27 protein-coding genes are annotated in these 24,083 nt (G+C 66.0%); 21 read left to right on the top strand and 6 right to left on the bottom strand.

Annotated features, from left to right (window positions below):
• Nucleotides 1-32 precede the first annotated feature (32 nt).
• The 3 genes from HWD99_RS05625 to HWD99_RS05615 are packed head-to-tail and all read left to right on the top strand — an operon-like array spanning nt 33 to nt 2,418.
• Nucleotides 33-791, top strand: a complete 759-nt coding sequence (locus tag HWD99_RS05625) for an SGNH/GDSL hydrolase family protein (RefSeq protein WP_241795243.1) — start codon at nt 33-35, stop codon at nt 789-791.
• The gene (locus HWD99_RS05620; protein WP_241795242.1) at nt 788-1,546 is read left to right on the top strand and encodes an SUMF1/EgtB/PvdO family nonheme iron enzyme; all 759 of its coding nucleotides are present in this window, start codon (nt 788-790) and stop codon (nt 1,544-1,546) included. The genes HWD99_RS05625 and HWD99_RS05620 overlap by 4 nt, the downstream gene beginning before the upstream one ends.
• Before the next feature lie 59 nt (nt 1,547-1,605).
• Nucleotides 1,606-2,418 carry an arginase family protein gene (locus HWD99_RS05615; RefSeq protein WP_241795241.1) on the top strand — a complete coding sequence of 271 codons (813 nt, stop codon included), beginning with the start codon at nt 1,606-1,608 and terminating at the stop codon, nt 2,416-2,418.
• A 13-nt stretch (nt 2,419-2,431) separates the two neighbouring features.
• On the opposite strand, the gene HWD99_RS05610 is transcribed toward HWD99_RS05615, so the two are convergent.
• The gene (locus HWD99_RS05610; protein WP_241795240.1) at nt 2,432-2,857 is read right to left on the bottom strand and encodes a GNAT family N-acetyltransferase; all 426 of its coding nucleotides are present in this window, start codon (nt 2,855-2,857) and stop codon (nt 2,432-2,434) included.
• Between the two features lie 19 nt (nt 2,858-2,876).
• A complete protein-coding gene (locus HWD99_RS05605) occupies nt 2,877-4,202 on the bottom strand; it encodes a nitrate/nitrite transporter (protein WP_241795239.1) in 1,326 nt (441 codons plus the stop codon).
• Nucleotides 4,203-4,297: 95 nt separating this feature from the next.
• Here HWD99_RS05605 and HWD99_RS05600 point away from each other — a divergent pair, with 95 nt between their 5' ends.
• From HWD99_RS05600 to HWD99_RS05580, 5 genes are all read left to right on the top strand, one after another.
• Nucleotides 4,298-4,666, top strand: a complete 369-nt coding sequence (locus HWD99_RS05600) for a VOC family protein (RefSeq protein ID WP_241795238.1) — start codon at nt 4,298-4,300, stop codon at nt 4,664-4,666.
• A 15-nt stretch (nt 4,667-4,681) separates the two neighbouring features.
• Nucleotides 4,682-5,221, top strand: a complete 540-nt coding sequence (locus HWD99_RS05595) for a GNAT family N-acetyltransferase (protein WP_241795237.1) — start codon at nt 4,682-4,684, stop codon at nt 5,219-5,221.
• Complete coding sequence (locus HWD99_RS05590; RefSeq protein ID WP_241795236.1) at nt 5,205-5,816, top strand: GNAT family N-acetyltransferase; 612 nt, start codon at nt 5,205-5,207, stop codon at nt 5,814-5,816. Before HWD99_RS05595 ends, HWD99_RS05590 begins: the two co-directional genes overlap by 17 nt.
• Nucleotides 5,817-5,872: 56 nt before the next feature.
• On the top strand, nt 5,873-6,316 hold the full coding sequence (locus HWD99_RS05585) for an NUDIX hydrolase (protein ID WP_241795235.1): 444 nt from the start codon (nt 5,873-5,875) through the stop codon (nt 6,314-6,316).
• Nucleotides 6,317-6,545: 229 nt separating this feature from the next.
• Nucleotides 6,546-7,910: an amino acid permease gene (locus HWD99_RS05580; RefSeq protein WP_241795234.1), complete on the top strand. Its 1,365-nt coding sequence runs from the start codon at nt 6,546-6,548 to the stop codon at nt 7,908-7,910.
• Here HWD99_RS05580 and HWD99_RS05575 read toward each other — a convergent pair.
• Nucleotides 7,871-8,590, bottom strand: a complete 720-nt coding sequence (locus tag HWD99_RS05575) for a hypothetical protein (RefSeq protein WP_241795233.1) — start codon at nt 8,588-8,590, stop codon at nt 7,871-7,873. The two genes, HWD99_RS05580 and HWD99_RS05575, sit on opposite strands and share 40 nt — an antisense overlap.
• Nucleotides 8,591-9,932: 1,342 nt before the next feature.
• Nucleotides 9,933-10,067 (bottom strand): hypothetical protein, encoded by a 135-nt coding sequence (locus HWD99_RS18470; protein WP_274617976.1) that lies wholly within the window; start codon nt 10,065-10,067, stop codon nt 9,933-9,935.
• Between the two features lie 65 nt (nt 10,068-10,132).
• Between HWD99_RS18470 and HWD99_RS05570 the strand changes: the two genes are divergently transcribed.
• Together HWD99_RS05570 and HWD99_RS05565 are read left to right on the top strand one after the other, a co-directional pair.
• Entirely contained in the window at nt 10,133-10,504 is a 372-nt protein-coding gene (locus HWD99_RS05570; RefSeq protein WP_308220684.1) for a metalloregulator ArsR/SmtB family transcription factor, read from the top strand.
• A complete protein-coding gene (locus tag HWD99_RS05565) occupies nt 10,504-11,445 on the top strand; it encodes a cation diffusion facilitator family transporter (RefSeq protein WP_126893194.1) in 942 nt (313 codons plus the stop codon). Before HWD99_RS05570 ends, HWD99_RS05565 begins: the two co-directional genes overlap by 1 nt.
• A gap of 152 nt (nt 11,446-11,597) precedes the next feature.
• Here the strand turns inward: HWD99_RS05565 and HWD99_RS05560 are convergent, their stop codons facing one another.
• Nucleotides 11,598-13,397 carry a cation-translocating P-type ATPase gene (locus HWD99_RS05560; RefSeq protein ID WP_241795441.1) on the bottom strand — a complete coding sequence of 600 codons (1,800 nt, stop codon included), beginning with the start codon at nt 13,395-13,397 and terminating at the stop codon, nt 11,598-11,600.
• Between the two features lie 275 nt (nt 13,398-13,672).
• Nucleotides 13,673-14,047 carry a helix-turn-helix transcriptional regulator gene (locus HWD99_RS05555; RefSeq protein ID WP_241795232.1) on the bottom strand — a complete coding sequence of 125 codons (375 nt, stop codon included), beginning with the start codon at nt 14,045-14,047 and terminating at the stop codon, nt 13,673-13,675.
• 611 nt (nt 14,048-14,658) lie between these two features.
• On the opposite strand from HWD99_RS05555, the gene HWD99_RS05550 reads away from it, so the two are divergent.
• The 11 genes from HWD99_RS05550 (at nt 14,659) to lnt (ending at nt 23,987) form a co-directional block, all read left to right on the top strand.
• Nucleotides 14,659-15,231 (top strand): DUF3515 family protein, encoded by a 573-nt coding sequence (locus HWD99_RS05550; RefSeq protein ID WP_241795231.1) that lies wholly within the window; start codon nt 14,659-14,661, stop codon nt 15,229-15,231.
• 179 nt (nt 15,232-15,410) lie between these two features.
• Nucleotides 15,411-17,129 carry a cytochrome c oxidase assembly protein gene (locus HWD99_RS05545; RefSeq protein ID WP_241795230.1) on the top strand — a complete coding sequence of 573 codons (1,719 nt, stop codon included), beginning with the start codon at nt 15,411-15,413 and terminating at the stop codon, nt 17,127-17,129.
• On the top strand, nt 17,126-17,785 hold the full coding sequence (locus HWD99_RS05540; protein WP_241795229.1) for a copper resistance CopC family protein: 660 nt from the start codon (nt 17,126-17,128) through the stop codon (nt 17,783-17,785). Before HWD99_RS05545 ends, HWD99_RS05540 begins: the two co-directional genes overlap by 4 nt.
• A 114-nt stretch (nt 17,786-17,899) precedes the next feature.
• A complete protein-coding gene (locus HWD99_RS05535; RefSeq protein ID WP_241795228.1) occupies nt 17,900-18,304 on the top strand; it encodes a hypothetical protein in 405 nt (134 codons plus the stop codon).
• An 87-nt stretch (nt 18,305-18,391) separates the two neighbouring features.
• Nucleotides 18,392-19,057 (top strand): thioredoxin domain-containing protein, encoded by a 666-nt coding sequence (locus HWD99_RS05530; RefSeq protein WP_241795227.1) that lies wholly within the window; start codon nt 18,392-18,394, stop codon nt 19,055-19,057.
• Nucleotides 19,054-20,067 carry an NAD(P)-binding domain-containing protein gene (locus HWD99_RS05525; protein ID WP_241795226.1) on the top strand — a complete coding sequence of 338 codons (1,014 nt, stop codon included), beginning with the start codon at nt 19,054-19,056 and terminating at the stop codon, nt 20,065-20,067. Before HWD99_RS05530 ends, HWD99_RS05525 begins: the two co-directional genes overlap by 4 nt.
• Nucleotides 20,068-20,346: 279 nt before the next feature.
• Nucleotides 20,347-20,496: a hypothetical protein gene (locus HWD99_RS05520; RefSeq protein ID WP_156149084.1), complete on the top strand. Its 150-nt coding sequence runs from the start codon at nt 20,347-20,349 to the stop codon at nt 20,494-20,496.
• 2 nt (nt 20,497-20,498) lie between these two features.
• Nucleotides 20,499-21,041, top strand: coding sequence for a signal peptidase II (locus HWD99_RS05515; protein ID WP_045262819.1), 543 nt, complete (start codon nt 20,499-20,501; stop codon nt 21,039-21,041).
• Nucleotides 21,038-21,373 (top strand): DUF6804 family protein, encoded by a 336-nt coding sequence (locus HWD99_RS05510; protein ID WP_241795225.1) that lies wholly within the window; start codon nt 21,038-21,040, stop codon nt 21,371-21,373. The genes HWD99_RS05515 and HWD99_RS05510 overlap by 4 nt, the downstream gene beginning before the upstream one ends.
• Nucleotides 21,374-21,422: 49 nt before the next feature.
• Nucleotides 21,423-22,361, top strand: a complete 939-nt coding sequence (locus HWD99_RS05505) for a cytochrome c oxidase assembly protein (protein ID WP_241795224.1) — start codon at nt 21,423-21,425, stop codon at nt 22,359-22,361.
• Nucleotides 22,362-22,364: 3 nt separating this feature from the next.
• Nucleotides 22,365-23,987, top strand: a complete 1,623-nt coding sequence (gene lnt, locus HWD99_RS05500) for an apolipoprotein N-acyltransferase (protein WP_241795223.1) — start codon at nt 22,365-22,367, stop codon at nt 23,985-23,987.
• Nucleotides 23,988-24,083: the final 96 nt, after the last annotated feature.

Here is a 24,083-nt window from a genome sequence, read left to right as displayed (position 1 = left end):
CCGACGTCTGCACCCGGCAATAGGCTGGATCCGTGACAGAGGTTCGGTATGTGGCAATCGGCGATTCCTTCACGGAAGGGGTCGGCGACGTCCTCCCCGACGGTCGCGAACGCGGCTGGGCCGACCTCGCGGCGCAGGGGTGGGCCGACGCGTCGGGGCACCCCGTCAAGTACGCGAATCTCGCGATCCGCGGAAAGCTCGCCTGGCCCATCGTCGAGCAGCAGCTCGAGCCGGCGCTCGCACTGCGCCCGACACACCTCTCGTTCAACGGCGGCGGCAACGACATGCTCCGTCCCCGCACCGATCTCGAGCACATCGCCGATGCCTTCAGCAGGGTTCTGCGTCGGTGCGATGAGGAGGGTGTGACCCTGATCCTCCTCTCCGGCGCGAACCCGAGCGGCCAGCTGCCCATGGGCGGCCTCGTGAAGAAGCGCGGCGACCTGCTCTCGGACGCCGTGCTCAGGCGGGTGCAGGATCGAACCGATGTGGTGCGCGCCCTGAACTGGCCGGATCGCGAGCTGTCGCAGCCGCAGTACTGGTCCGAAGATCGACTCCACATGAACTCGGCGGGGCATCATCGAGTCGCCGCACGCGTCCTGCACGGGCTCGGATTCGAGCCCGATCCCACCTGGTGGTCACCGTCGTCGCTAGCGGCGGCCGGTCCGGGAGGGCTCGCCTACTATCGCGAGTTCGTCGGCCCGTGGGTGAGACGACGGGTCACCCGCACGTCGTCCGGCGATGGGCGTGCGGCGAAGTATCCTGCCTGGGTCGAGCTGGCACCGCGCACGTGAGCGACATCGAGATGCGGCGGATCATCGGCGGACAGGTCACGCTGCACGATGCTCGGCGAAAGATCCAGCGCACCGTCGAGCTCGAGGACTTCGAGATCGGGGTCTTCCCCGTGACGGAGGAGCAGCTCGCGGAGATCCTTCCGATCCCGTCACGTCATCCGCGCCGACCGGCGGCCGATCTGAGCTGGCTTCGCGCCGTGCACTTCTGCAACGCCGCCTCGGAGTGGGAGGGTCTCGATCCCGTGTACCGATTCGACGGTGAGGACGTCTCCTGGGACACGACAGGAGACGGCTACCGTCTTCCCACCGAGGCCGAGTGGGAGTACGCCTGCCGCGCCGGTTCGGTCGGTCCCCACTACGCCCCGCTCGCGGATGCCGCGTGGACGAGCGGCGACGGCGTGACGTCGCCCCAGGATGTGGGCGGCAAGCTGCCGAACCTCCACGGTCTCTTCGACACGCTCGGCAACGTGTGGGAGTGGTGCTGGGATCTGCTGGACCCCGCCCGCTACGGCGAGTATCGGGTGTTCCGCGGGGGCGGATACGCCGACGATTCCTGGAGCGTCCGCGCCTCGGTCCGCCGGGGAGGGGCGCCGCGTATGCATCACGAGGATCTGGGCGTCCGCGTCGCCCGCGGCGCGTTCGACACGCCGGGGGAGGCCCAGGGGTGGTCGGATCGTGCGGACCGTGAGAATGCCGTTGTCGACGGTCCGGTGCCCTTCGGCTGGACGCCGCTGCGCGGCCCGGGGCGCCGGTGATCGACGGGGCGCCCGAGCGCGTTTTGCTCGCCACGGCATCGGAGTGAAAAGCTGAGGACATGGCGTCCTCTTTCTCTCTCATCGTCTCCCAGGGCCGCGTGGCCGACCGCACCGACGGAGCCCTGGTGGGCGCCCGTCGCGTGGGGTCCGCGCTCTCCGAACTCCTCGACCTGGAGCAGACGATCATCGGCACGCCGACTCCTGCCGCCGACGACGACTGGTCGGTCGCCCTGCCGCAGGCCGAGGCGACCCTGACCGGCCTCCGCCACGCGGTGACCGCGGCCATCGATGCCGGGGCTGTCCCGCTGCTCGCGACCAACACGTGCGCAGCAAGCCTCGGCACCCTGCCGACGGTCGCCGAACGTCACCCCGACGCTGTCGTGCTCTGGATCGACGCGCACGGCGACTTCAACACCCCCGACACGACGGATTCGGGGTATCTCGGCGGAATGGTCGTCGCGGCGGCGTGCGGCCTCTGGGACAGCGGGCACGGCGCCGGTCTCGACCCTCGGCAGGTGATCATCGTCGGCGGCCGTGACATCGATCCCGCCGAGGGGGAGCTGCTCGAGAGCGCCGGCGTGACGGTGCTCTCCCCGTCCGCGAGCACGCCCGAGCGGGTGGCCGAGCTGGTGGCCGGTCGCCCGGTGTGGATCCATGTGGACTGGGACGTGCTCGAGCCCGGCTTCATCCCTGCGGCCTATCGCGTCGCCGACGGCCTGCTCCCGCACCAGATCGCGGCCATCTTCGCGGCGCTTCCGACCGGCTCCGTCCGGGGAGTGGAGCTGGCCGAGTTCGAGGCGGGTGACGCGGAGGTTCCCGAGCGCGTGAGCATCGAGCTCATCCTCGAGACGTTCCAGCACCTCATCCGGTGAGTCGCCGGCTGCGTCAGGCTCGCTGCATCTGTCGGATCATGTAGCGGTTCGGACCGGGGGACTCGGCGAAACCGTATCGCGCATAGAGGCCGTCGGCCGTGCTGGTCGCCAGCACGATGCGTTTCACCATCGACGAGTTCTGCAGGTCGTCGATGACACCCTCGACGAGCATCTTGCCGAGGCCGTGTCCGCGTGAGGCCTCGTCGACGAACACGTCGCACAGCCACGCGAAGGTCACGCCGTCGGTGACCACGCGGGCATAGGCGACCTGCCTGTCGTCGGCATCGAGGATGCAGTAGTTGCGAGACGCATCCATCGCCGCATCCTGCGTCTCGCGCGTGCGGCCCTGCGCCCAGTAGGACTGGTCGCTGAGCCAGTGGTGCACGAGCTCGCGATCGATCAGGGCGACGTCGCGGGAGAACCTGAAGGTCGTGGGCATGCACGACATCTTAGGAGGGTCAGCGACGCTTCTCGGGGTCCAGCCCCATCCTGATGCGGGTGCGCTTGCGTTCGATCAGGATGAACACGACGCCGAGGATCCAGAGGGGGATCGGCATGAGGAACGCGATGCGGAACGCCTCGAACGAGTACGTCTCCGGGGTACCGGCGCCCTGGATGTCGAGCGCGAGTCCGATCAGCCAGATCGCGATGAGGGCGGCGATGAAGCCACCCGCGTTGGTGACGCCGGTCGCCGTGCTGAGACGGTGCGAGGGGTTGTGCGTGCGAGCGTGGTCGAAGGCGATCATGCTCGCCGGTCCGCCTGTGGCCAGGGCCACCGCGAGTACGTAGAGCAACCAGAGCGGAGCCGGCTCCGGCATCGCGATCACCGCCACCCAGGCGACGAACTGCACGCCGACCGCGGGGAGCACGAGCGCGAGCGAGCGCTGGTTCGGGAGCCGGCGCGAGAGGTCGCCGATGATCGGGCCGAGCACCATGCCTGCGATCACGTAGACCGAGATGATCCCCGCGGCGTGGGCGGTGTCGAGGCCCTGCGCGGCGGTCAGGAAGGGCATTCCCCACAGCAGGATGAATGCGGTGCCGGCGAACGGCGTGGTGAAGTGCGACCAGAACGCGAGCCGAGTGCCGGGATGCGCCAGCGCCGCTCGTATGCCGACGCCGGTGTCGATCGATGACGTGACGACGCGGATCACCCCGGTGTCGGTGTCGACCGTCACATCCGCTCCGCGTTCGACGGGATGGTTGCGGATCAGCAGCGCGACGAGGATCGTGAAGAGCACACCGAGCCCGGCGATGCTTCCGAAGGTGATCGTCCACGTCGTCGCATGGAGCAGAGCGGCCAGGGGCACCAGCGCGATCAGCTGCCCCGCCTGACCGATGATCCCGGTGAACTGCACCATGATCGGTCCGCGTTGCGCGGGGAACCACGTGGCGACGAGGCGGAGCACGGCGGGGAAGATCGCCGCATCGCCCGCGCCGAGCAGCACGCGAGCGAACACCGCGATTCCGATGCTGGGGGACAGCGCCATCGTGAGCTGTCCCGCGGCCATCAGGAGCATGCCGATCGTCATGATCGGGCGAGACCCGAAGCGGTCGAGGAGGATGCCGATCGGGATCTGCATCCCGCCGTACACAGCGAGCTGCACCACGGCGAACAGAGCCAGCGTCGATGCGTCCGCCTGGAATCGGTCGGCCGCCTCGACGCCCACGGCGCCGAGAGAGGTGCGGTTCGTGATCGCGAGCACATAGGCCGCCACGCCGACGGACCAGATGAGCCAGGCCCGCCATCCCGGGGTGGTCACGGGGGAGCGGGGTACCTGTTGCACCCTTCAACGCTACTCCTGATGCACGGATGCTCCGTCCGAGTGGAGAGCCTCGAGGAGGGGTTCCGGATGTCCGACGCCCTCGGTAGCGTGGCCGCATGACACCTGCGCCCGTCCATCACTCGATCAACTACGTCGAGCTCGTCGTGACCGACATCGATACCGCGAAGCGTTTCTATCAGGACGCGTTCGGATGGACTTTCGTCGATTACGGCCCGACGTACGCAGGCATCGCCGATCCGTCCGGCGACGGTTCCGAGGTCGGCGGCCTACTGCTGTCCGACTCCGGTCGTGCGGCCGGAGGCCCGCTCGTCCTGCTGTATTCCGACGATCTCGACGCCACGGCGCGAGCCATCACCGACGCGGGCGGAGCCGTGACGCAGGGCCCCTATGAGTTCCCGGGAGGCCGCCGTCTGCACTTCACCGATCCGACGGGCAACGAGCTCGGCGTCTGGGCCGCCCGCTGACGGCAGAATGGATACGTGACCCGGCATCCTGATCTCACCGCCCCTCCGCACGGCACCGGGCCTCGCGTGGCCGTCGTCCGCGAGGCCGTGTGGAGCGTCGACACGCGCGCCGTGAGTGATCTCATCCACGCGTACCTCGTGCAGACGGAGGGAGAGAAGCGTGAGCGTCAGCACGCGGACCCGGGGGCTTCGGAGTCACTGCCCGAGCGATACCGGCACGAGGTGCACGACCCACAGGACGCGTACACCGACAGCACGGTTCTCGTCGCCGAAGTCGATCGCCGGGCCGCGGGGGTCGTCGCCGTCCGGGTTCTCGAGGGACAGGTCGAGATCAAGCGGCTGTGGGCCGACCCCGACCTGCGTGGCCTCGGTGTGGGGTCGGCTCTCCTCGACGCCGCGCTGGCCCTGGCTCCCGGGCTCCCTGTTCGACTCTCGGTCTGGGAATGGCGCGCATCGGCGATCCGGCTGTACGAGTCCCGCGGTTTCCGCTCAGCACCATCCTGGGAAGACAGGCCGGGACTCGTCTGCATGGTCCGCGATGACGGGACGCGCTGAAGGAGTGCCCACGGCCGCCGCATCCGCCCCAGACCAGCGTCGTGGGCCGACCTATCGTGCGCTCGTCGTCGATCACGGTGATCTCTCCGGTGCGCATCTGGACGCGCTCCGAGTGCTCTTCGACGGCGAGTATCGCGCGACCCATGGCGACTGGGATCCGGACCGGCCGTACGGATACTCTCCCGCAGACGTGCATACGATGCTCTTTCACGGTTCGATGCTGGTCGGCCACGTCGGCTTCCAACGTCGCCGGGTGGCCGTCGGGACGACCGAGGTCTGCGTCGCAGGCACCGGGGGAGTGCTGGTCCACCCCGCACGGCGCGGCGAGGGGGCGGGGCGACGTGTCATGTCTCGCGCCCAAGAGACGATGCGCCTCGACGACCGGATCGAATTCGGCTATCTCGGATGCCGACCTGACGTCGTGTCGTTCTACGAGAGCACAGGGTGGTCGCGTGTGCACGCAACCGAGCGACACGTCTCGATGGTGACTCCTGGTGGGACCACCGCATCGTCCGATGGTCCGATCCTGATCTTCGATGCCTCGGGTTCGCGGTGGCCGCAGGGAGAGATCGATCTGCGAGGCACACCGTGGTGAGAGACGACCCTCTGCGGCCCCGAACGAGCGGTGCCACCGGGCGCCGTCTCGAATCGATGGTCCACACATACGTCAGTCCGGCGTGGTTGCCGAGCGGGGGCATCGCCGAGGTCGTCAGAGGTGGCCAGCCACAGCCGCCGATGGCCATGGTGCGCCTCCTGGTGCGCAGAGAGGGCAGCGTCTTCTGCGTGCCGCGAGAGGACAGCGGGTCGCTCGATCTCCCCACCCGGCGCCTGGGACGACTCGATGGAGACGGCACCGACATCGCCCGTCTTCTCGCATCCGAGATCACCCTCGCCGACGCCTCGGTCGAGTACGTGGGGTGCGTGCGCAACATCGTGTTCCAGCCGGATAAGGACTACGGGTGGCCCGTACCGGTCGCGCGGTTCGGCGTGTGGAGCACCCACGAGCCACCGCGGATTCCGGGTGTCTGGATCGCCACCGGCGAGGACTCGCCCCTGGTCACGCGACACTGGTATCCGCTGCTCTCGGGCGCGTGAGCGAGAGACCGCACTCACTCCCCGGCGGGGACACGCGACTGTATATCGGCTTCCCCTATCCCTCGGCGAAGGGTCGCACTAACCTCGCAGGGTATTCAGCAGAGGGGCGGCATACATGTCTGACGAGCGGGAATCATCGTGGAATCGGCCGGTGTCGCCGGAGACCTCGGCAGGCTTGAGCGCACCGGGGGAGCGGCACCCTCAGAAGCTACGATCGCGCCACGTCACGATGATCACCCTGGGCGGCATCATCGGCGCGAGCCTGTTCGTCGGATCCGGGAACGTCATCCGCTCGGTCGGTCCGGCGGCGGTGCTGTCGTACCTGATCGGCGGGCTGCTCGTCTTCGTCGCGATGCGGATGCTGGGGGAGATGGCCGCGGCACGTCCGGCGATCGGCTCGTTCATGGAGTACGCGCGCGTCGGCCTCGGCAATTGGGCCGCATACCTCGTCGGCTGGCTGTACTGGTACTTCTGGGTCGGGGTGCTGGCGTATGAGGCCGTGCTCGGTGGCGAGACCCTGAGCGGCTGGTTCCCCCTCGTTCCCTCGTGGTGCTGGTCGCTCGTCCTGCTGGCGACCTTCGTCGCGACCAACGTGATCTCGGTGCGCACATTCGGCGAGGTCGAGTTCTGGCTCGCGAGCATCAAGGTGCTTGCCATCGTCGTCTTCCTGGGCGCCGGCACCCTGTTCGCACTCGGGATCTGGCCCGGCTCCTCGAACAGCATCTCCAACCTCTGGGAACACGGAGGGTTCGCACCCCAGGGGCTCGGCGCGGTGGTCACGGGCGTCGCGCTGGTGATCTTCTCCTACTTCGGCACGGAGATCGCTGTGATGGCAGCCGCAGAGTCGGAGGATCCCGCGAAAGGCGTGCGGCAGTCGACCAGCACGATCATCTGGCGCATTCTGCTGTTCTTCGTCGGATCGGTCCTCGTCATCGTCACGGTCGTTCCCTGGAATGAACTCCCCGCACCGACCGACGTCGCTCACGCGCCTTTCACCTATGTGCTCTCCCTGCTCGGGATACCGGGAGCGAGCGCCATCATGCAGCTCGTCATCTTCACCGCGGTGATCTCGGTGCTGAACTCCGGCCTCTACTCCGCTTCTCGGATGCTGGCGGCGCTGGCAGATCAGGGCTTCGCCCCTCGTGTGGTCTCTCGACGATCGCGCGGCGGGGTGCCGGTCGTGGCGCTGCTCGCCTCGACGATCGGGGGACTGGCTGCAACGCTCGTCAACTTCCTGACGCCCGGGTCAGGAATCTTCGACTTCATCATGAACTCGGCCGGCCTGGTCGCCCTCTTCGTCTACGTCTTCATCGCGCTGACGCAGATGCGGCTTCGGCAGAGGATGACGCCCGAGGAGGTCTCGGGACTGACTCTCAAGGTCTGGCTGCACCCGTGGCTCAACATCGCGCTGATCGCCTGCATCGCGGGCGTCGTCGTCATCATGCTCACGAGCGACAGCGGCCGTACGCAGGTCTGGACGAGCCTGATCGCCACCGGCGTGCTCGTGGCACTCTGGCCGTTCGTGCGAAGTCACCTCGCACGTCGCACACCCGTTCAGCCGGCGGGTACGTCTCCGAACGTCCCGCTGACGTAGGTCACGCCCTGCTCGCCGATCGAACCCAGCACGAACTCGAGGGGATAGCCGTCGACATCGGCGCCAGCCCAGCGTGAGTCTCGCAGTCTGGCAGCAAGCTCCTGCTGCTGCGGGGGAGTGAGGCGGGCAACGGAGAATGTGGGGGACTGGGGCCCGCTCGTCATCGATTCCAGCAGGACCTCGGCGTCCGGATAGTCCTGGGCGATGGAGATGATCTCGTGGATCGCGTTCGCCGAGGTGCGGTCAGGCACATGCACGATTCGGAGGCGCTCGTTCATTGACTGCAGTGTGTAGGTCGCGCCACTGGCGAACACCCCCTGGGAGAGGGTGTCGAACACATCTTCGAACTGCTCGATTCGTTGGACGGTGACGAAACCCCATCCGGAGTGGCGGGTGATTCCGACGGCTCCGGGAACTGACGCCGCCTCTAGTGTGTCGCGCAGCGATGCCGCCAGATCGGTCGACTGCAGGGCATTCAGATCGATCTGCCACGAGAACGGAGGCGCGACCTCGGGATCGAGGACGAGTGCGTGCGACGAGCGGGCTTCGAGACTCACCGGTTCCGCGAACACGGCGGTGGCGCCGTGCAGAGACTCGGCGAACGCGATGACATCCTCCGCAGAAGCGTCCGCGTCGATCACGACGAGAGCCGACTGTGCGGCGCGATCGCAGGAGATCACGAGCGGATCCTCGCACAGCGTGTCGAAGGAGCCGCCTGTCACGGGTGCGCACGCACACAGGACCGCTCCCAGGCAGACCAGGCTCGTGACCCCGATGAGGGATCTCGGAAGACGATGCATCCATCGATTCTCCCGCAGAAGCCTCTGCAGGGTGGAGCGAGGAGCGGCTTATTCGCTCTACTGTTCTGACGGCGTAATCCGAACCGGCGTATTCGCTGCTTGGTCACCCGTCAGGGCGAAGTTCTCCGAACGACGCGGGCCGAGGCAGCGAACGATTCGGTAGACCAATGAGAGCTGGAGACCTTCGTCCGTTTGACTGTCGTTGTCGGCCGTTGCCGGTCGCGAAACGTGAGCGCAATGAAACATCCCACGATGGCCAGAACCGATGAATCGCGGGCGACTGTGGAGAGGCGCATGATTCTGCGCAGGTCACGGGAGATCAGACTGAAGATCGCTGGGCTCGAGATCGCATCGCAACACCGAGCACTTGGGCGCGCTGCGAGGACGCCACACTTGGCGGGAGTGAGTTTCATGCTGTCTGCCGTGGTGATCCCGATGCCGACGTCCACCCCGACCAGAGGCGGCTGACAACGTCAGCAGCCGTGCGAGTCTGCCGCGGTGAGGCAGTCCCCGCGACAGCGAGCAGTTCCGCGCCAGGGCTTGCAAGGCGGAGTTCAGGTAAAGCCGAACGGGCGAATCACATTGAACACCGCAGAAGCCACGCAAGAGGGCCCTCGATAGCAACCTTCCCCGCCGTGAACTCAAGGACCTGAAGGTCAGCTAGCTGCCTGAAGAGCTCCCGTTCCCGCGCCGGAACAGCTTCCGAGTCGCGCTTGACCACCAAGACTCTCCGGCCTCCCGGGGAGTCGCCGATGTTGATGAAGGTTCGACCTTAAGCAGCACGTCTGTGATGGGCCAGGAGGGCGCGCTCGCATGAATACTCAAAGCTGCGGTGTACCGTGCCTGGATATCATCGCCCTGTTCGCTGTCGTCCCATTCAAACACCCGGACGCGCAACGTGTTCGACAGACGACTGATGAGCACCGTGAGCGGGAAAGGGCATCGCAAGAGCAGTTCGGCATTATCGCTAGATCTCTCGTCGCGAACATGCTGGGGGTCACCAGCGTCGAGAGTGTTCTCGAGACAGCCGGGCTCACCCTGTCGGGCCGCACCCGGGTGCCGAGAGGATTCCCCGGACTTTGCGACCCGCGAGCCGCCAGGACCCCGCAGCAGATCTCCGGACCCAACGCGCTCGTGTTCCCCCTCTTGCAGGGCGTCCGAAGACCGCTGAGGGAACATCCTTCGGTTAGCCGTGTCTGATGGTGGCGTGCCGCGGAGGACATCATTGTTCGTCAGGCAACGTGCGCATCTCGTGGTTCATGGGGGCGACGTCCGCCAGCGTCTCGTGCGTCCCGGCGAGATCGTCATGCGGGATAGTCGACGGGCCAAGCGCGCCCGCCATCAGTTGGCCGTGCAAGTGAGTGTCCTTATCAGTTGCTCTAGAACCGTGACGGTGCAGTGTTTGCGTTCTATCATCGTCGTATGGTGATGATAGAACGCAACTTGCTTAAGTTGGACGCGGAGGCGACTGACGCGTACGCACACCTGTTCCAGGCGTTCGCTGACCCCACGCGACTGGCTATCGTTCAGCATCTCTCGTCCGGAGAGCATCGAGTGCGCGACCTCGTTGAGCACATGGGATTCGCGCAGTCGACCGTGAGCAAGCACCTTGGATTCCTCGTTGAATGTCGTCTTGCTGTCGCTCGACCCGACGGTCCAGCGACGTGGTACGCCCTCGCGCATCCCGAGGCTCTGCGAGTCGTGACGGTTGCCGCAGAAACGCTCCTGGCCGCCACCGGAAAAGACTTGGTGCTGTGTGAGCACTTACGAAGTGAGAGAAAAGGGGCAGCGTAATGGGTGCGGGACATGACCACGGGCCAACTATGACCGAAGAAGGCATGCCAGGGGACTTTCGCCGCCGGCTCTGGATCGCTTTCGCCATCACTGCCGCCATCGTGGCGGCGCAGGCGGTTGGCTCCGTCATCACCGGCAGCCTCGCTCTGCTCACGGACACGGCGCACGCCATCACCGACGCGTCAGGACTTCTCGTCGCGCTCATCGCGGCAACGTTGATGCTGCGCCCGCCGAGCTCGAAGCGCACCTGGGGCTTTCGACGGATTGAAGTGATAGCAGCACTCGCTCAAGCGGCGCTGCTCCTGGCGGTCGGAACCTACGCGGCAATCGAAGGTATCCGTCGCCTGTTCGAGCCGCCAGAAGTACCAGCGGGGGAGTTGCTCGTCTTTGGCATCATCGGGCTCACCGCCAACATCGTTGCAATCGCGGTGCTCGCATCGAGTCGAGGCGCGAACTTCAACATGAGGGCCGCTTTCCTCGAAGTTCTCAACGATGCTCTTGGTTCACTCGGTGTCATCGTCGCGGCCATCGTCATCGCGACGACAGGGTTTCAGCAGGCAGATGCTCTCGCAGGAATACTCATCGCCGCTCTCATCGTCCCCCGCGCGTTCATGTTGATGCGTGAGACCGGCAGTGTTCTCATGGAGTTCACTCCCAAAGGCCTGGACCTCGAGGACGTGCGGGCACACATTCTCAAGCTCGAGCATGTAGTCGATGTGCATGACGTTCACGCATCCACCGTGGCCACTGGGTTGCCCACGCTGAGCGCGCACGTCATAGTTCGCGACGAGTGCTTCCAGGACGGACACGCGATGACGGTGTTGGCTGACATTCGGGAATGTGTGGCTGAACACTTCGAAGTTTCGGTCGCGCACTCGACCTTTCAACTCGAGACCGAGACGGTCGCCGACCACGAGTCAACGTCTGTCCGGCATGCATAGGTGGACGCGGCTTACCGCGTTGTCTCAAGGTGATGCTGCTCCGATACGCGCCGAACGCTCGCTCTGGCACTCGCTGAAGCACAACTTCAGTGGTGATGCGTCCAAACCCCGAACTTCCGTCACGAGGTCCGTCGACTCGGCAACCGAAGTCGTCACCGCGAGAATCCGATCCCGCGGCGTCGGGCGGCACGGACGCCATTGAGAATGACGATGACTTCGGCGACCTCGTGGACAAGGACGACACCAGCGAGGCCGAGAACGCCGAACAAGGCGAGGGGGAACAGAACGACGATGATGGCCAGGGCGAGTGCGATGTTGATGGTCATGATGCGGCGTCCGCGGCGGGCGTGGGCGAGGGCTGCGGGGATGAGGCGAAGGTCGTTGCCGGTGAAGGCGATGTCGGCGGATTCGATGGCCGCAGCTGCGCCTTTCACACCCATCGCGATCCCGACGGTCGCGGTGGCAAGGGCGGGGGCGTCGTTGATGCCGTCGCCGACCATGGCCGTCGGACTCTCCGTGACGAGGGCCGTGATGGCGGCGGCCTTGTCGGCGGGGAGTTGCTCGGCGCGTACGTCGCTGATGCCGGCGCGGGCGGCGAGGGCGTAGGCGGTTCGCTGGTTGTCGCCGGTGAGCATAACGGTGCGTATGCCCTGCGCGTTCAGCATGGAGATGGTCTCGGCGGATTCGGGGCGCAGTTCGTCCCGCACGCCGATTAGGCCCGAGACCTGACCGTCGGTCTCGACGACGACGACGGTCATACCGTCTCCGGCCATCTCGTCGGCGGGCTCGGTGAGCTCACCCAGTTCCGAGAGCCAGCGTGCGTTCCCGACCCGAACGTGGGTGGAGCCGACGAGGCCGGTGAGGCCGTGGCCGGCATCTTCGACGACGTCTGTCGCTGCGGGGATGTCGGACGCGGCGCGAGTGATGGCGGCGGCAAGCGGGTGGGTGCTCGTGGTCTCGAGGGCGGCGGCGAGGGAGATGATCTCCTCGCGGGAGCGTCCGTGAGCAGGCACGACGGCGACGATCTCCGGCTCGTTGCGCGTGAGGGTGCCGGTCTTGTCGAGCGCGACGGTGCGGATGGTGCCGAACTGTTCGAAGGCCTCGCCGGACTTGATGACCACACCGAACTTCGAGGCCGAGCCGATGGCGCTGATGACCGTCACCGGAACGGCGATGGCTAGCGCGCACGGGGACGCGGCGACGAGCACGACGAGCGCCCTCTCGATCCACAGGCCGGGATCCCCGACGATGAACCCGAACACGGCCACGAGGGCTGCGATGATGAGCACGGCCGGCACGAGTGGGCGGGCGATCCGGTCCGCCAGGCGGGCCCGCTCGCCCTTGCGGGCGTGCGCCTGCTCGACCAGCTCGACGATCTGGGTGAGGGAATTGTCGCGGCCGTCGGCGGTTGCTTCGATCCGCAACGTCGCAGCCCCGTTCACCGATCCCGCGGGGACGGCGTGTCCCGGTCCGACCTCCACCGGGATCGACTCGCCCGTCACGGCAGACGTGTCGATGCCGGAGCGGCCCTCGACCACCACGCCATCCGTCGCGATCCGTTCTCCCGCACCGACGACGAGGATGTCGAGCTCGCGGACCTCCGCGGCGGGGATCGTCACGTCACCGTTCAGGCGCGAGACGCGCACGGTCTCCGGGATCAGCGACAGCAGCGCGCGTAGTCCCTCCTTCGCCCGATCCATAGCCCGATCCTCGAGAGCTTCGGCAAGCGAGAACAGGAACGCCAGCGCTGCAGCTTCGCCCACGTGGCCGAGAGCTACGGCGCCGATGGCGGCGATGGTCATCAGAAGGCCGACGCCGAGTCGGCCCCGCACCAGGCGGCGGATCGCCCCGGGGACGAACGTGTACGCACCCGCGAGGAGTGCGACCGTCTGGAGGACAAGCGCCGGAACCGGTAGTCCGGACCACTCGAAGACATAACCTGCCAGCAGCATCACGCCGGCAACCGCGGACGGCAGGAGCGCGGTGTCGCGCCAGAGCGGTGGCCTTTCTTCGTGCTCAGCGTCCCCGTGCGAATGATCCGCGTCGCGGGGGGAATCCGGTCCGCAGCAGGCGTCGTCCTCCAGGAGCGGCGTTCGCCTCGATGATGAAGAGGACGTGATTGGGTCGGGTCCGCAGCAGGCGTCTGCGGCGGCAGAGGGCTGGCGTAGCTCGAGCCGACGGACAGTTCTCGTCTGGCGTGGCTCGTCCGGGTCGCAGCATTCCTCGCTCATCGGATCTCCTCCATCGCCCTGTCGGTAGGCGCGCAGCATAGAGGCACGTCACACTTCTCGTCTGTGCACGCCTCTCCGTCGTCGACCGCGAGGACCGTGTTCACCAGCAGAGTGATGGCTCGAGTCACATGCGGATCCGCGATCTCGTACCGCGTCTGACGTCCCTCCGGCGTCGCGACCACGATGCCGCACCCTCGAAGACACGCGAGATGGTTCGACACGTTAGTGCGAGACAGATCCAGTGCCTCGGACAAGCGCGCCGGGTATCCCGGCCCGGAAAGCAGTTCCAGCAGAATCCGAGAACGAGTGGGGTCAGCCATGGCGCGCCCCAATCGGTTCATCACGTCGAGACGAGAAGCAATGGTCAGCATACAATGACTATACAGTGCATGCTGACTTATCTTTCAACAGAGCTCTGCGCTCGAGCTCTGGGTTCGGGTGTGGAGTTGCGTCGGGCGACCGCAACGTAGACTGGAGAGGATGATGCTGCGCACGGACACCGGACGCTCAGCGCACGTCCCCCGCGGGCCGCTTGCGATGAGGGTGCTCTTCGGGATCATTATTGCTCTGCTTCTCACGCTCGGTATCGCGAGCACTGTCCACGCAGAGACTGCGACGTCGGCCACAGCGTCACCGGAAAGCTTCTCGTTGTCGAGTGAGCACGACGAACGAGATCAGTCCGCGGTGTCCCCTGCTGGATCATCTGATGTCGCCGCCGCTGTGTGCATAGTCGGTGCGCTTCTCGGCGTGCTGGTGTTCGCCCGACTCGCCCGCGCGCGACTCCGCACCCCGATGCAAGCCCCTTCACCAGACTCCGCGCACCGCGCATCGATTCCGCGCATTCAGGGACCACATCTGCTGCGCCCTGACCGCGCGCAGCTGCAGATCTCCCGAACCTGACTCTCCGGCTCAATGCCGCCTTCATCCGTGCCATCGCGCGGATGCGGATCGACGCACGTCGTCGACAGCTTGGAGAGATGACTTGGAGAACACGCCCCTCACCCCGACCCCCGCCGAGGTCTCAGTCAATCGGCGCGCCGTTTCGCGGAACCTAATCTTCGGAGCCGTCGCACTCATCGGCCTGCTCGCGACATTGTCGGGATGCGCGTCCACTGTCGCATTGAAACCTGCGACAAATGCGAACGCCCCCGAATGCGCCGACGTGACGGTTCGGCTCCCCGCAGCCGTCGGAGAGTTCACCGGTCGCACGACCGATGCCCAAGCGACCGCCGCATGGGGAGACCCGACCATCGTCGTCTTTACCTGCGGGCTCGAGCCGCCAGCACCGACAACGCTGCAATGCGTGACCATCAACTCCGTCGATTGGATCGTCGACGAACAAGATTCCCCCTACCTGCGCTTGACGACCTACGGCCGAACGCCCGCAGCCCAGGCCTATGTCGATACGACGAAGCTCTCCGCGGATGCCGCGTTGCAAGCCCTCGCACCCGCGGTCCAGATGCTGCCGAAGACGTCCGCCTGCTCCGCGCCGGACACCGCGTCATCGGACGACGAGGATGCGCCGACCACGGGCGGCTCCGGAGACCTCCCGTGAACGCCAGGGGGCTCCGACTGGTCGGACCCGCACTCCTACTCACCTCGGCTCTGGTCGCGCTCCTCCTGGGATTGGCGATAGGTGGCGGGGCTGATCCACGAGTCACCAGCGACCCCGGCGCGGTCGTTCGGTGGGGACTGCCGGTCGCGAAGCTCATCGTCAACCTCGGGGCTGCCGTCATGGTCGGATCGGCCGTCCTTGCTGCGTACGCTCTTAAACAGGGTGAGAAGGAGTTCGATACCGCCCTGGATGTCGCCTCCATCGGTGCCGCAGTGCTCACCATCGGCGCAGGAGTCACTGGTTATCTCACATTCCTGTCATCGTTCAATCCTGAGGTGTCACTCGGCCCGGGATTCGGTCAGCAGTTCGGCAGATTCCTCCTCGAGACGGAACTGGGTCGCGTCTGGCTCATCACAACCGTGATGGCCGCGATTCTCACGGTGATCTCGTATGCGTTCCGGGGGTGGGCGGCCGCACTGTTGCTGACGTTTCTTTCGCTGGCGTCGCTGGTCCCGATGGCGACGCAAGGTCATTCCGGAAGCCTCGCCAATCATGATGCTGCGGTCATGTCGCTCGTCCTGCACATCACTAGCGCGGCGGTATGGCTCGGCGGTCTTCTCGCGCTGGTCTTCCTCAGGCCGTCTGCGCGCGAGCATCGTCTGCGGGCGGTGGTCGAGCGATACTCGACCATCGCATTCGTCGCTTTCGTGGTCGTCTCCGTCTCCGGAGTCGCTCGCGCGATGACGTCTGTCAGCAGCTGGCGAGACCTTCTCAGCGCGTACGGAGCTGTGCTCCTGGTGAAGGTGGTGGCGCTCACGCTCCTCGGCGTCGTGGGTGTCGCGCACCGTCGGTGGTTCATCCGCCGTGGGGTCAGAGAGCGGGCACCGTTCTGGACGTTCGTCACCGTCGAGCTCGCGGTCATGGGCATCGCGAGTGGTGCCGCAGCGGCGCTCGCCCGCACGCCAGCGCCGGCAGACACCTCTGCTCCGGTCCTGACGACACCGGCTGAGATCCTCACCGAAGCACCGCTTCCACCCGAACTCACACTCGTCGGTTGGCTGAGCGGGAACGACGTGAATCTCCTGTGGGCGGTGGTCGCAGGTTTCGGAGTCTTCTTCTATCTGATGGGTGTCCGTCGCCTGCGGCAACGCGGCGAGGGGTGGGGCGGCCTGCGCACGTTCGCCTGGATCAGCGGGATGGTGCTGCTGGCTTGGGTGAACGGTGGGGCGGTCGCTGTCTACTCCGACTACCTCCACAGCGTCGACGCGGCGGGACGGATGCTCATGCTCCTCGTGGTTCCCTCCCTCCTCGTGTTTGGCGCGCCATATCGCTTGGCATTGGAGGGAATCACCAGCCGCACCGATGGGAGCCGTGGAATCCGCGAGTGGCTGCAAGCAGGGGCGCGTTCGCGGATCTTCCTCTTCCTGTGCCGCCCCATGGTCGCGGTGTTCACGTTCGCTCTTATCGCGTGGGGCGCATCCGCCACTGGCCTCTTGCGCGATTCCCTCGCCGATCCCTTGGTGCATGAATTGCGCGTCGTCGCGCTGCTCGTAGCGGGAAGCTTGGTGACCGCTGCGATCCTCCGTCCTGCCGGCACATATCCCCGGCGGATGCGTGTGGTTGTCGTGTTCGGATCGGCTGCCGCGCTGGCGAGTGTAGGCAGTTGGGTGCTGCTTCAGAGCGGCCTGATTGCTGCGAGCTGGTTCGGGGCGATGGGTCGTCAATGGGGCCTGGAGCCGATGGCGGACCAACAAGCAGCCGGCATGGTGATCCTGCTCTCGGCGCCGATGCTGCTCCTCTTCGGCCTCAGCGTCGACTACATACTCAGCGGGCACTCCACCCGCTCACCACAGGAGGTCGACCGACCCCTCCACTCCACTCGAAAGGCCATCTCATGACATCCGTCTCCACCCGAATCCGCCGCGTGAGCGGCGCCGTGTGCGCCGCCGCTGTCGCAATCGTGCTGCTGACCGCAACCCCAGCCTCCGCACATGACAATCTCACCGACGCTGTGCCATCGGCGGGCGAGACAGTCACCAACCTCGACACAGTCGCACTGACTTTCAGCGGGGAGCTCATCGACTTCAGCCAGACGAGCTTCGCCCAGGTGCAGGGTCCCGACGGGCTCTTCTACGAGTCGTCGTGCTCCACCATCGAACTCAACGTGCTCACCACCCCCGTCGCCCTCGGAGCGTCGGGCACCTACACGGTGCTCTGGAACGCTGTGTCCAGCGACGGGCACCCCATCTCCGAGTCATACCAGTTCGACTACGCAGCGGATCCGACGGCGACCGTCGCACTCGGTTGGGACGCACCGGCGTGCGGGAACGAAGGCACCCGTACTCAACCAGGAGCAGCGCTTACCAGTACCCCGATGCCGACCGACGCCACCAACTCGGCGCCGCCCACACAAGATACCGACCGAGAGCCGCGCGCTGACGGGGCAGATGAGAGCGTCGTGGCCCTGGCCGTTGTCGGAGGCGTCGTCGGGCTCGGAGTTCTGGCGATGGCGACCGTGCTCGTGGTGCACCGTCGACGCAAGCGCGCGGAGTGACCGAATGATTACGGCTCATTCAAAGGAAGAAGTAGGAGCGACGATTACAATCGAATCGTGTTCCACTCGATCCGGGTCGCCTGCCACGGGCGGCCGGATCGCAGCCAGATGATAATGCGGCTCATTAGCATCATCGGGCTCACACTCCTCCTGATCTTCGCCGTCGGCGCAGCCGAGCACGGAAATGCCGATGTCACCACGGCGTCGACCACGGCCAGCACGTCGCTCGACGCCGATGAATCAGGCACCGACGCAGCCGCTGCGGCACCCGCAGGCGTCGTGATGCAGCTCGCCACGGGCGCTGCACAAGTAGACCCGGTCACGGGCGCTGTGCTGTGCGTCCTCGGTCTTCTCTGCGGACTCGTCGCAGCGGTCATGATGTATCGGCTGCTCTGGCGCACGACAGCCGTGGTAGTGGAGACCCACGCGGGTCAGCCGCGAACGAGTGCCGCTCCTAATCGCATCCCCCTGCGGCAGACCTCGCTGACTCTGGCGACGCTCGGCATCTCCCGGACCTGACCCGTCGAAGCGTCGCGCCTCGCGCGTGCGCATCCCATCGAGCACCCGCTCGACCTTCGACCGTGTCGACAGTCCTTGGAGTACCTGATGAAACCCGCCGTCAAAGCCGGCCTCGCTGCCCTTGCCGTAACCATCGTCCTGATTATCGTCGCGGTCATCGTCGTCGTCATAAACCAGCAGAACACTGCGCCGCCAGAATCCGAGAACGGAAGCTCTACGGCGCAGGTGCTCCGCGAGAACTCACACGTTCTCGACGACGGGGGAGACGGGGCAGTCACCGTCGTCGAATTCCTCGACTTCGAATGCGAAGCGTGCGGAGCCTTCTACCCCGTGGTCGAAGACCTTCGCGAGCGCTACGACGGCGAGATCACCTATGTCATCCGCTACTTCCCGCTACCGGGTCATCTGAACTCCAGGAATGCTGCGTTCGCCGCCGAAGCGGCTGCGCAGCAGGGACGCCTTGAGGAGATGTACCGCAAGCTCTTCGAGACGCAGGCTCAATGGGGTGAAGCCCAGGAATCGCGGGCGAGTCTGTTCCGAGGCTTCGCTGAGGAGATCGGCCTGGACATGGCCGCTTACGATGCCGCGATCTCTGACCCCGCGACGGTCGCACGAGTCGATCTCGACTACAACGACGGTCAGGCACTGGGAGTGAGCGGAACTCCGACGTTCTTCGTGAACGGCGATGCCATCACACTCGAGCGCTACGACGACCTCGAGAACGCGATCCTCTCAGCGGGTAAGGGAACATGACACTCCTAGGCCTCTCTCATCGTCGAGTCATCATCGTCGGCTCCGGCCACGCTGGTCTCTCCGTCGCCGCCGAACTCTCGCGCTCGGGCCTGAAGCCGCAACGGGATTTCGCCGTTATCGACAGCAATCCCGACGGGCGTCGTTCGTGGGCGTTCCGCTGGTCGTCGATGACACTCCTGACAGAGGCCGGGCGGAGCACGGTCGCCGGGCGGCATCTCACAGGCGACCCCTATCGACGCCCGTCACCGCGAGAGATCGAACAGCATCTTCTCGACGTCGAGGCCGCCTTGGGCCTCACGACGCTGTGGGGCATCAGAGCGACAGGCGTGGACCGTCTGGGGGACGGATCCACTCTGCTTCTGTCAACGAACGAAGGGCCGGTGCAGACGCGCAACATCGTCTGCGCGGCCGGGTCCGCGGCTCGACCTCGGATCCCGAGCTGGGCGGTAGACGCCGCGGCACCGGGGATCATGGTTCATAGCGCCGACTATCGCGGACCGAGCCAGATTCCCAGCGGTGACGTGCTGGTCGTCGGAGCCGGCCACAGCGGCCAAGAGATCGCGCGCGAGCTCAGTCGTACGCACCGCGTCACGCTGTCGTCCCAGCCCTCGGCGGTCTCCGCGGCTCGACCGGCACGACGCGGCGTCGGGCGGCGTCGGGCACTAGCGCGAGGTGGGGCAGCGCTCTCACTGGATCCGGGATGGGAACAACTCGGCATCGAAGTGCTGCCTGCGGCCATTGCCGCAGATGGAGCGCACATCGTCTTCGACGATGGTCGTCGTATCGCTCCACAGTCCATCATCTACGCGACCGGATACCTGCCCGCGGACGGCTGGCTTCCCCGTCCGGTACTCGATGCCACGTCCAGTCGCCGGAAGCGCGGGACTACGAGCGTCCCAGGTCTGTTCGTCGTCGGCATGCCGAACCACGGTAGCCAGGACTCAGACACCTTCGACGGGGCACGCCGTGACGCGATCTCGATTGCACGCCACATCATGAAACGCCCCTGAATACGTTCGTCCGAAATACACCGACCGAAACGAGGATCACACATGAGACATCCGATGGCCACGACGAAACATGCGTGGGGTGCCGTCGCGTGTGCGTTGCTGATCCTCGCGACGGTCCTGCTGGTTTCGCCTTCGGTTTCAGCGTCCGCAGTTGGGGACGTCGCACCAGTTACCGCGTCCCCCACTCCGGAACAGAGTTCAACGCCGTCGCCTTCGCCGTCGCCCGAAGAGACAGAGTCGGACAAGGACCGTCATCAAAGGCAGAACGGAGAGCGGCCGGTGGAACGAGACGATCTCGGGTTCCTCGGCATCCTGTTCGTCATCGGCATGGGGTTCGTTCTCGTAGCGGGCGCTGTCGGTGTCGCGTTCGCCGGGTGGAAGCGCCGCCGGCGCGACCGAGCAGCGGCCGACACGGAAGGAGGCGCGTGATCATGAGTGCGCGCGTGCCGAAGCTCGCCATCGCGTTCGCCGTCGCCGGTGCGACCGTCATCATCGACCAAGTGTCGAAGGCGGTCGCCTTGGCGCAACTGAGTACCACGGAGCGCATTCCGCTACTGGGAGACCTCTTCGGGCTGCAACTGGCGTTCAACCCGGGTGCCATCCTGTCGTTCGGTTCCAGCGCGACTCCGCTGCTGACCGCAGTCGGAATCGCAGCGACGGTCGTGCTCATCAGGAGCGCAATCCGATCCCGTACCACGTGGTGGGCGGTCGGTATCGGGTTCATTCTCGGGGGAGCCATCGGCAACGTCCTGGACCGTCTCTTCGCACCCCCTGCGTTCGGCCGCGGGTACGTCACCGACTTCCTCGCCTACTCGGACCTCTTCATCGGCAATCTGGCGGACGTGGCGCTGGGGGTCGGTGCCGTCGTGCTGGTCGTCGGGCTTCTTCGGCGCCGCCGTGGTCCAGAGGACGACGTCGTCACGCCTCCCGCTTCGATGCCACAGGACATGAGCGAAGGATGGGGACGCTCATGACACAGAAGAAGCGGACCCCGTCCACCTATCAGCGGAATGCCCTTGCTCCGAGTCTGCTCGCAGCCGCGGTGCTGTTCCTCGCCCCCGTGCTGCTGGCGAGTGACTGGGCCTCGGCCATCCTCTACGTCACGTCGATCCTCGCGGTCATCGTCGGATGGTTCGCCGTGCAAGCGCGCCACTGGTGGTGGATCCCGGTGTTCATCGCCATCGCCGTCCTGTGGAATCCCGTCATGCCCTTCCCGTTCGCCGGACCGGTCTGGACCGGAATCCAGCCCGCGGCAGCAGTCGTCTTCCTGGTAGCGGGAAGCCTTATCAAGTTCCCCCGACCCTGATGTCGGCACTCATCGCTCAGCTCATCGACAGGCCGGAGGGGGCCCGTCGATGACTCCGTGGATCCCCGACGTCGCGCCCACCTTCCCTGACTACTTCGCCGTGGTTCCGGGGGCGCTTCCGGTGCTGCCGGTGGTCGCTGGGCTGCTTGCACTTCTCTACATGGTCGGGGCCGTTCGCATGTGGACGCACGGTCGACGCTGGTCCATCTGGCGTACGTTCAGCTTCCTCAGCGGCTGCGCGCTCCTGGCTGGGACGACCGGTCTCGCCGTGGAGAATTACGGCTACGCGTTGATGTCGGTGTTCATGTTCCAGCAGCTCACTCTGATGATGGCGATTCCGCCGCTACTCATCCTGGGATCTCCGGGCACGTTGCTGCTCCGCGCCACCCCGCACGTAGGGCTGGGGCGTAGGGCACTCGCCGTCGCCCACGCGGGGCTGCGCAGCAGACTCGCGCGCTGGGCTCTGAGCCCATGGGCGGCGCTCCCTCTCTATCTGGCCGCGTTCTACGGCCTGTACCTCGCGGGGTTCGCAGACTCCCTCCTGAGCTCGACCGCGGGACACATCGCCCTCGAGGTGGCGTTCCTCGGCGCGGGCATCATCTTCACAATCCCCATCCTGAGCTCCGACCCGCTACCCGTTCGCCTCAGTCACGGCGGCCGCGCCCTCGATGTGTTCGCCGAAGCCGCGCTGCACGCCTTCTTCGGAGTGTTCCTCATGATGGCCACCACCATGCTCATCACCCACTTCGTCGCGCCCACGCAGGCCATGGGACTCGACCCCATCGAAGACCAGCGGCTCGCCGGCGGACTCGCCTGGTCGTACGGCGAGGCCCCCACGCTCCTGATGCTGATCTACGTCATGCACCGATGGTTCCGAGAGGACACCGCACGATCCCAGGCACAGGACCGGTACGTAGACATCCACGGATCATCCGAGCTGGATGAGTACAACGCTTACCTCCAGAAACTCCGCGAGCGGGACGCCTGAGCAATGTCGACGACACTCCTCACTGTGCCGACGTCTGAGGCCCGAACGACGAACAGTGATCTCACACGACCACTCGTCGGTGTATGGGTCGCCGTTTCGCTGTCGGCGGTCGGCGGACTCGCCATGGACCTCGCGACTCCCGAGGTCAGTTGGTGGCCCCTCGCGTTCGTCAGCGTCATCCTCACCTTGGTTGCGACCGTCGGACGTAGCGTCGGCGGAGCGCTGCTCGTCGGTCTCGCGTTCGGTGTCACCTTCTACGCGCTTCACCTCGATTGGGTTGGTCAGTTCCTCGGGCCGTTGCCACGCATCGCGTTGTCGGGGCTGCAGGCTCTCTTGTTCGGGCTCGGTGCGGTTCCCCTAGCGCTGGCATACCGATGGACGAGCCGCTTCCGCGGCCGTCGCGTCTGGCAGATCGTCGCCGTACCCGCACTGGTCGGCGGGTTGTGGGTTGCCCGCGAGATCGTGCTCGGATCGTGGCCGTACGGCGGGTTCCCCTGGGTGCGACTCGGGATGACCCAGGTCGAGAGCCCGTTCCCGGAAGCTACATCGTGGATCGGTGTGACCGGGCTCTCGCTCACCATCTCGGTCATCGCTGCGAGCATCGTGCAGTGGCTTCGTATCGGGTTGCGCGCAGTGTCCGTTCTGACGCCCGCTGTCGTCCTGATTTTCGGACTCAGTGTGACACCGCAATATGCGACGACAGACGCGGGCACATTCGCGGTTGGGTGGGTCCAAGGCAACGGTCCCTCAGGCTACTTCGACGGTAGAGCCTCGGGTGACCTGCTCAAAGCACAGGTCGCGGCATCGGAACCGATTCTCGACCGGAACATGGACGTGCTCGTCTGGCCAGAAGGATCGGCGGAGTTCGACCCGTTCCGCAACCGACAGGCCGCCTCTGAACTGAATCGGATCGTGTCCCGGACGGGGGCGCCGCTTCTGGCGAACGCGGCGACGGCACGAGGCGATGAGACGTTCAACACCTCCTTCCTGTGGACGGCAAACCCCGGCAGCTCCCAAGTCCACGACAAGGTCAATCCCGTCCCATTCGGCGAGTACGTCCCCGACCGATGGATGTACGAGCGCCTTGCCCCCGACCTCGTCGGGCTGATCCAGCGCGAGTACACTGCCGGCACGAACCCACCCGTCGTGACCGTCGGCGAGACCGTCATCGGTCTCGCGATCTGCTTCGACGTGATCTTCGACGACGTGATCCGTGCCGCTGCTGAGCAGGATGTGAAGCTCTACATCTTCCAAACCAACAACGCGGACTTCCGCGGCTCCGACGAGAACCTTCAGCAACTGGCCTTTGCCCGGATGCGTGCCATCCAGACCGGTAAGAGCGTGGTGAACGTTTCCACTGTGGGCACCAGTCAAGTCATAGCCCCGGACGGCGCGATCCTCGACACAGCAGGCGTCGACACGGTCGCTGCCGCAATCACGGATGTGCCGCTCCGCTCAGGCATCGCACCAGGCATCCTCGCGGAGAAGTGGCTCGCGTTGAGCGCGCCATTGCTCGCGTTCGGAAGCCTCGCAACACTTGCCCTCATCGTTCGACGCGCATCGTCGAACGGCCCCGACCCGACCCCCGAACCCGACTCCGGAGGCCCGAACCGTGACCACACATGACCCTCTCGAGCCGAACATTCGACCGGAGCCGCTTCCCACGCGGTCGGAGCTTCGACGCCGAGAGACCGCGTCGACAGCCTCGACTCCGCCAGTCAC

This window comes from Microbacterium sp. C5A9 (assembly GCF_022627955.1).
GTDB lineage: Bacteria > Actinomycetota > Actinomycetes > Actinomycetales > Microbacteriaceae > Microbacterium.
This window is presented reverse-complemented; position numbering and strand designations above follow the sequence as displayed.